The organism is Blautia sp. CGZ-1-C1 (assembly GCF_056504575.1).
Genome location: NZ_JBWLUT010000186.1, coordinates 1 through 5,063 on the forward strand (window position 1 = coordinate 1; position 5,063 = coordinate 5,063).

Genomic DNA, 5,063 nt, shown 5'->3' on the forward strand with positions numbered 1-5,063 from the left:
AGATCACATTTGGAAATGGAATTTTAAAGGGTGAGATCATTGATGTTGTGGAAGAGGGAAACCGCCTGATTCAGTTCCATTATGAAGGAATCTTTGAGGAGATTCTGGATCAGCTTGGAGAAATGCCTCTGCCACCATATATTACTCATAAACTGAAAGACAAGAACCGTTATCAGACTGTTTACGCAAAGAATGAAGGATCCGCAGCAGCACCGACCGCAGGTTTGCATTTTACAAAGGAATTGCTGGAAAAGGTGAAAGAAAAAGGCGTGAATATCGCTCATGTGACTTCTCATGTAGGCCTTGGAACTTTCCGCCCTGTAAAGGTTGATGATGTGGAAAGCCACCATATGCATTCTGAATTCTATATTGTAGAAGAAGATCAGGCGAAGCTGATCAACGATACAAAGAAAGCAGGAAAACGTGTTATTTCCGTAGGAACCACGAGCTGCAGAACTCTGGAATCCGCAACAGGAGAAGATGGAATCCTGAGATCAGGAAGCGGCTGGACAGAGATTTTCATTTATCCGGGATATAAATTCAAAATGATCGATGGATTGATCACAAACTTCCATCTGCCGGAGTCCACACTTCTGATGCTGGTATCCGCACTGGCTGGTAAGGAAAATATCATGCGCGCCTATGAGACGGCAGTACAGGAAAGATATAGATTTTTCTCTTTTGGAGATGCGATGATAATAATATAATATCAACATAAAAATATTTTATATTATATAATGGATAATATGAAATACATAAAGAAAGCCGAGAAATCTGAAAAGACTTCCCGGCTTTTTGCGCCTAATTCATATCAACTGTGTTATTATCAGAAGAATTAGCACTATCTGTATTATTTCCTGTTGTGCTGCTATTATATTTTGCAGTAAAGGTAGTACCTTCCTCAGTAGAAATCCATGAGCTTCGTTCATTGATCTTATTCAAAATTCGTGTAGCTTCGTCGCCCTCGGCAGGAGTTGGCTGATAGTTATTGTAACCTTCATACGCTGCGGAAGAAATAGAGCATGGAATAATATTAGTCACATTATCATCTTTGACGCCGTCAGAATCAATGGTAAAAGTCTGCTGATAGATCATGGTGTCCATATCGCTTGGAGAACTGTTTCCACCGAAGCAGAAGTTTCCAAGACTGTACACGATATTTTTACCCTTATAGGTTTCAATGCCCTGAAGAACATGAGGGTGATGTCCGCATACAAGATCGGCACCTTCATCAATTGCCAGGCGTCCAAGGGTTGTCTGGTTGCTGTCCGGGACGGTTTCGGTCTCATTTCCCCAGTGGAAAATAACTACGATTAGCTGTGCACCATCAGCTTTTACCTTCGCAATATTATCTTTTAACTGCTGTTCTCTGCCAAGGTGGTCATTCAGTTCATAGATGCCGACTAATCCGACCTTAACGCCTTTTATATCCATTACGGCGGTTTCATCATATCCGAAATGTACGATTCCTGCATTATCCAATGCAGTGAGTGTGTCTTCGAAACTCTGATCTCCGTAGTCATGGCTGTGGTTATTGGCAGTATTTACCGCTTCGACAGAACCATTTGTCAAAATAGAAGCATAAGAGGCAGGTGCTTTGAAAGCAAATGTTTTATCTTCGCGTTCGGTTGAGTCAGTAAGTGTTCCTTCGAAATTCGCAATCGTCAGATCATCTGCAGAGAAAATGCTTTTTACATTCTGCATGAAATAATCGGCACCATAATTTTCATAGTAAGCGTTTAAACTGGTGTCATAATCAAATGTCTCATCTGTCCCAAGGGTACAGTCACCTACAACACTGAGAGTCAGAGATACAGGCGAATCTACGGTAGAATCTGACGCTGTATCAGATTCAGAAGGATCAGAAGCCGAAGAAGCGGATTTGCTGCTGTCCGAAGAGACATTCATTGATACAGCATTTTTGGAAGCGGTTTTCCGTGAATGTATATAGTTGCTGCATCCGCGGATTCCTGCCAGAAGCAGTATAAAAACCAGAACAAAAATGCCGATTCCGGCTGCAATCAGTAGTTTCTGCCGTCTTTCCTGATAATATTTTGATTTTCTGTAGATATTTTTTCTGCGGGATGTCGAGGTTTTGCCCTGTGGTTTTTTAGATTTAGGATTCATATGTATTCTCGCTTTCTTATGAGTGATAAGGACATTCAGATTACTGAAAAATGAAAAAACAGTGGTCTCTATTCAGTATCCGTACAGTTAAGGAAGTCAATCGGATATTCGCAATCCGCTTTCGCTACTTGCTCATAACCAAATAACTGCTTCGCAGTTTATCAGAAGGGGCTTGTACCCCTTCTGATACAAGCAAGTCCCCACCCACTGCTTATTGCTCTTCGCAATTGAAGCAGGGGACTTACTTGATTTGGTCAAATCATTGGAAAACTCTGTGAGGTGAAATAAGAATCTGAATTTATATTTCACAAAAACAGATATATTCATATGAAAATTTTGTGTGAATAATGGATTACTGAATAGTTAAATTATATAAGAAGTATATAGAGAATTCACAGAATCGTCAACAAATAAGTCTTTTCATAAAACCACATTTTTGTTATAATACTATGACAAAAGGTTACATAAATATTACAGACAGAGGAATGGGATATGTTATATATAGGAAATCACACAAGCTCATCCAAAGGATATCTGGCGATGGGAAAACAGATGCTTGCAAATGGCGGTAACACTTTTGCATTTTTTACAAGAAATCCAAGAGGGGGAAAGGCAAAAGAGATTAATCCGCAAGATGTACAGGCATTTTTACAGTTGGAGCAGGAAAATCATTTCGGCAAGCTGGTAGCACATGCGCCATATGTGATGAACTGCTGTGCTGCGAAGGAGAATCTGAGAGAGTTCGCCAGAGAGACAATGGCGGATGATCTGAAACGTCTGGAACTGACACCGGGAAATTATTACAATTTTCATCCGGGCAGCCATGTAGGTCAGGGAGCGGAAACAGGAATTGCCAAAATCGCGGAAATCCTGAATGAAGTTCTTACAAAAGAACAGAGCACGACAGTCCTTCTCGAGACAATGTCAGGAAAGGGCAGCGAGGTAGGAAGAAACTTTCAGGAACTGCGCCAGATTATTGACCAGGTGGAACTGAAAGAGAAACTGGGCGTCTGTCTGGATACCTGCCATGTCTGGGATGGAGGATATGATATTGTCAATGATCTTGACGGGGTATTTGCTGAGTTTGACCAGATTATCGGTCTTGACAGACTGAAAGCGATTCATTTAAATGACAGTATGAATGGTCTTGGCAGTCACAAAGACCGTCATGCCAGACTCGGGGAAGGCGAGATTGGACTGGAAGCACTTGTGCGTGTGATCAATCACCCTGCGACAAAAGGCATTCCGTTTATTCTGGAAACTCCGAACGATGATGAGGGATGGGCACGTGAGATCGCGCTTCTCAGGAAAGAATATGAGGAAAAACAGGGATGAAAACATTGATTTTTAATGGTTCACCGAGGAAAAATGGTGAAACAGCATATATGATCCATACATTACAGGAAAATCTCGGTGGAGAGTACAAAGTGGTTGATGCATACAGGGCACAGATTCGTCCGTGTATAGATTGCAGATGGTGTTTTGACCATGCGGGATGTGCGGTTAAAGATGAGTGGCAGGAGATTCTTTCCTATATTGAGGAATGCGACCACATTATTATTGCCTCTCCTGTATATTTTGAAGAAGTTACGGGCATGCTTCTTGCAGTGATGAGCAGGCTGCAGACCTATTTCAGTGCCAGATATATCCGTAAAGAAGAACCGGTTCCGAAGAAAAAAACAGGAGCTGTTCTTCTGGCTGCAGGAAGTATCGGACCAAGAGAGAAAGCAGAGAGCACAGCAGAAATGCTGCTTCGCCAGATGAGCTGTGAGAGTCTGGGAACGGTGTATGTAAACCGTACAGATAAAGTGCCGGTCAGAGACAGGGATGATATGATACAGGAGATAAAAGATCTGGCAGTTAAATTAAAGATGAAAGGATGAATAGAATGAAGAAATTTAGATACATGATAATTACAGGTATGCTTCTTGCATCTATCGGCCTGGCCGGTTGTGGAAAAAAGTCAGAAGATGATATTACGAACAAAGAAATCTATCAGGACGACCTTCAGCCGCTGACAGAAGAAGAGCTCAATGAAATGGATGCGGACACTTCTGATGAAGATATGAAGCAGATTGACGAACCTGAGGATGAAAATGCAGATAGCGCAGAGACAGCAGATGCTGCGAAAACAGAAAATACAACAGAAAATACAGCAAAAGATGCTGCATCCTCAGATACAACAAAAACTTCAAAATAGTCAGGAATACTACATCATTTTCCGCTTATAATAGGCAAGCAGCGGAAGTGGATTGTGAATATCCGATTGACGGTTTATGAAAAAAGCACTCGTGGGAGTGCTTTTTTCGTTAGAAGAAGTAAATATTTAACCGAATCAAGTAAGTCCCCTGCTTCAATTGCAGATACCTGCCTGATTTCTGTTGAAGAAAACTCCGTCAAATTAAGAAAAAACTTCGTTTTTCAGTTCTTCCCCATTCATAAATGCCTTTGCATTTTCCAGAGTGGTTTCTGCGATGTTATCCAGTGCTTCGCGTGTAAAGAAGCCCTGATGAGAAGTCATGACTACATTCGGGAAGGAAAGAAGACGCTGAGTGATAGAACTCTGCAGGATACGCTCGGACATATCCTCAAATACAAAATCAGTTTCTTCCTCATAAACATCAAGACCAACTGCAAAGAATTTATGATCGCGGATTCCGGAAATCAAATCCTCTGTTTTGATCAGACCACCACGGGAAGTATTTACAAGAATCACGCCATCTTTCATCTTAGAAATAGTTTCTTCATTAATGAGATGCTTGGTTTCCTTAGTAAGAGGGCAGTGAAGACTGATCAGATCACTGGTTGCAAGAAGCTCATCCAGAGATACATATTCCAGATAATCAAGGTTTTTATTCGGATAAAGATCGTAAGCGATAACTCTCATGCCAAAGCCCTTGCAGATTTTTGCCATTGCCTGTCCGATTTTACCTGTA

The 5,063-nt window shown here is 41.4% G+C and carries 6 protein-coding genes; 4 read left to right on the forward strand and 2 right to left on the reverse strand.

What is annotated here, in order from left to right:
* Positions 1–707: tRNA preQ1(34) S-adenosylmethionine ribosyltransferase-isomerase QueA (gene queA, locus AC058W_RS16990; RefSeq protein ID WP_479390392.1), on the forward strand; the 707-nt coding region annotated here is incomplete at its 5' end.
* 94 nt (positions 708–801) lie between these two features.
* On the opposite strand, the gene AC058W_RS16995 is transcribed toward queA, so the two are convergent.
* Positions 802–2,127, reverse strand: coding sequence for a CapA family protein (locus AC058W_RS16995; protein WP_118609647.1), 1,326 nt, complete (start codon positions 2,125–2,127; stop codon positions 802–804).
* Positions 2,128–2,619: 492 nt separating this feature from the next.
* On the opposite strand from AC058W_RS16995, the gene AC058W_RS17000 reads away from it, so the two are divergent.
* From AC058W_RS17000 to AC058W_RS17010, 3 genes are read left to right on the forward strand one after another with little or no spacing between them, the layout of a single operon-like run.
* The gene (locus AC058W_RS17000) at positions 2,620–3,462 is read left to right on the forward strand and encodes a deoxyribonuclease IV (RefSeq protein ID WP_118609648.1); all 843 of its coding nucleotides are present in this window, start codon (positions 2,620–2,622) and stop codon (positions 3,460–3,462) included.
* Positions 3,459–4,010 carry a flavodoxin family protein gene (locus AC058W_RS17005; RefSeq protein ID WP_118248070.1) on the forward strand — a complete coding sequence of 184 codons (552 nt, stop codon included), beginning with the start codon at positions 3,459–3,461 and terminating at the stop codon, positions 4,008–4,010. The genes AC058W_RS17000 and AC058W_RS17005 overlap by 4 nt, the downstream gene beginning before the upstream one ends.
* A gap of 5 nt (positions 4,011–4,015) precedes the next feature.
* Positions 4,016–4,327 carry a hypothetical protein gene (locus AC058W_RS17010; RefSeq protein WP_147324763.1) on the forward strand — a complete coding sequence of 104 codons (312 nt, stop codon included), beginning with the start codon at positions 4,016–4,018 and terminating at the stop codon, positions 4,325–4,327.
* A 201-nt stretch (positions 4,328–4,528) separates the two neighbouring features.
* On the opposite strand, the gene AC058W_RS17015 is transcribed toward AC058W_RS17010, so the two are convergent.
* Positions 4,529–5,063 (reverse strand): NAD(P)-dependent oxidoreductase (locus AC058W_RS17015; protein WP_479390393.1); only part of this gene is annotated, 535 nt, incomplete at its 5' end.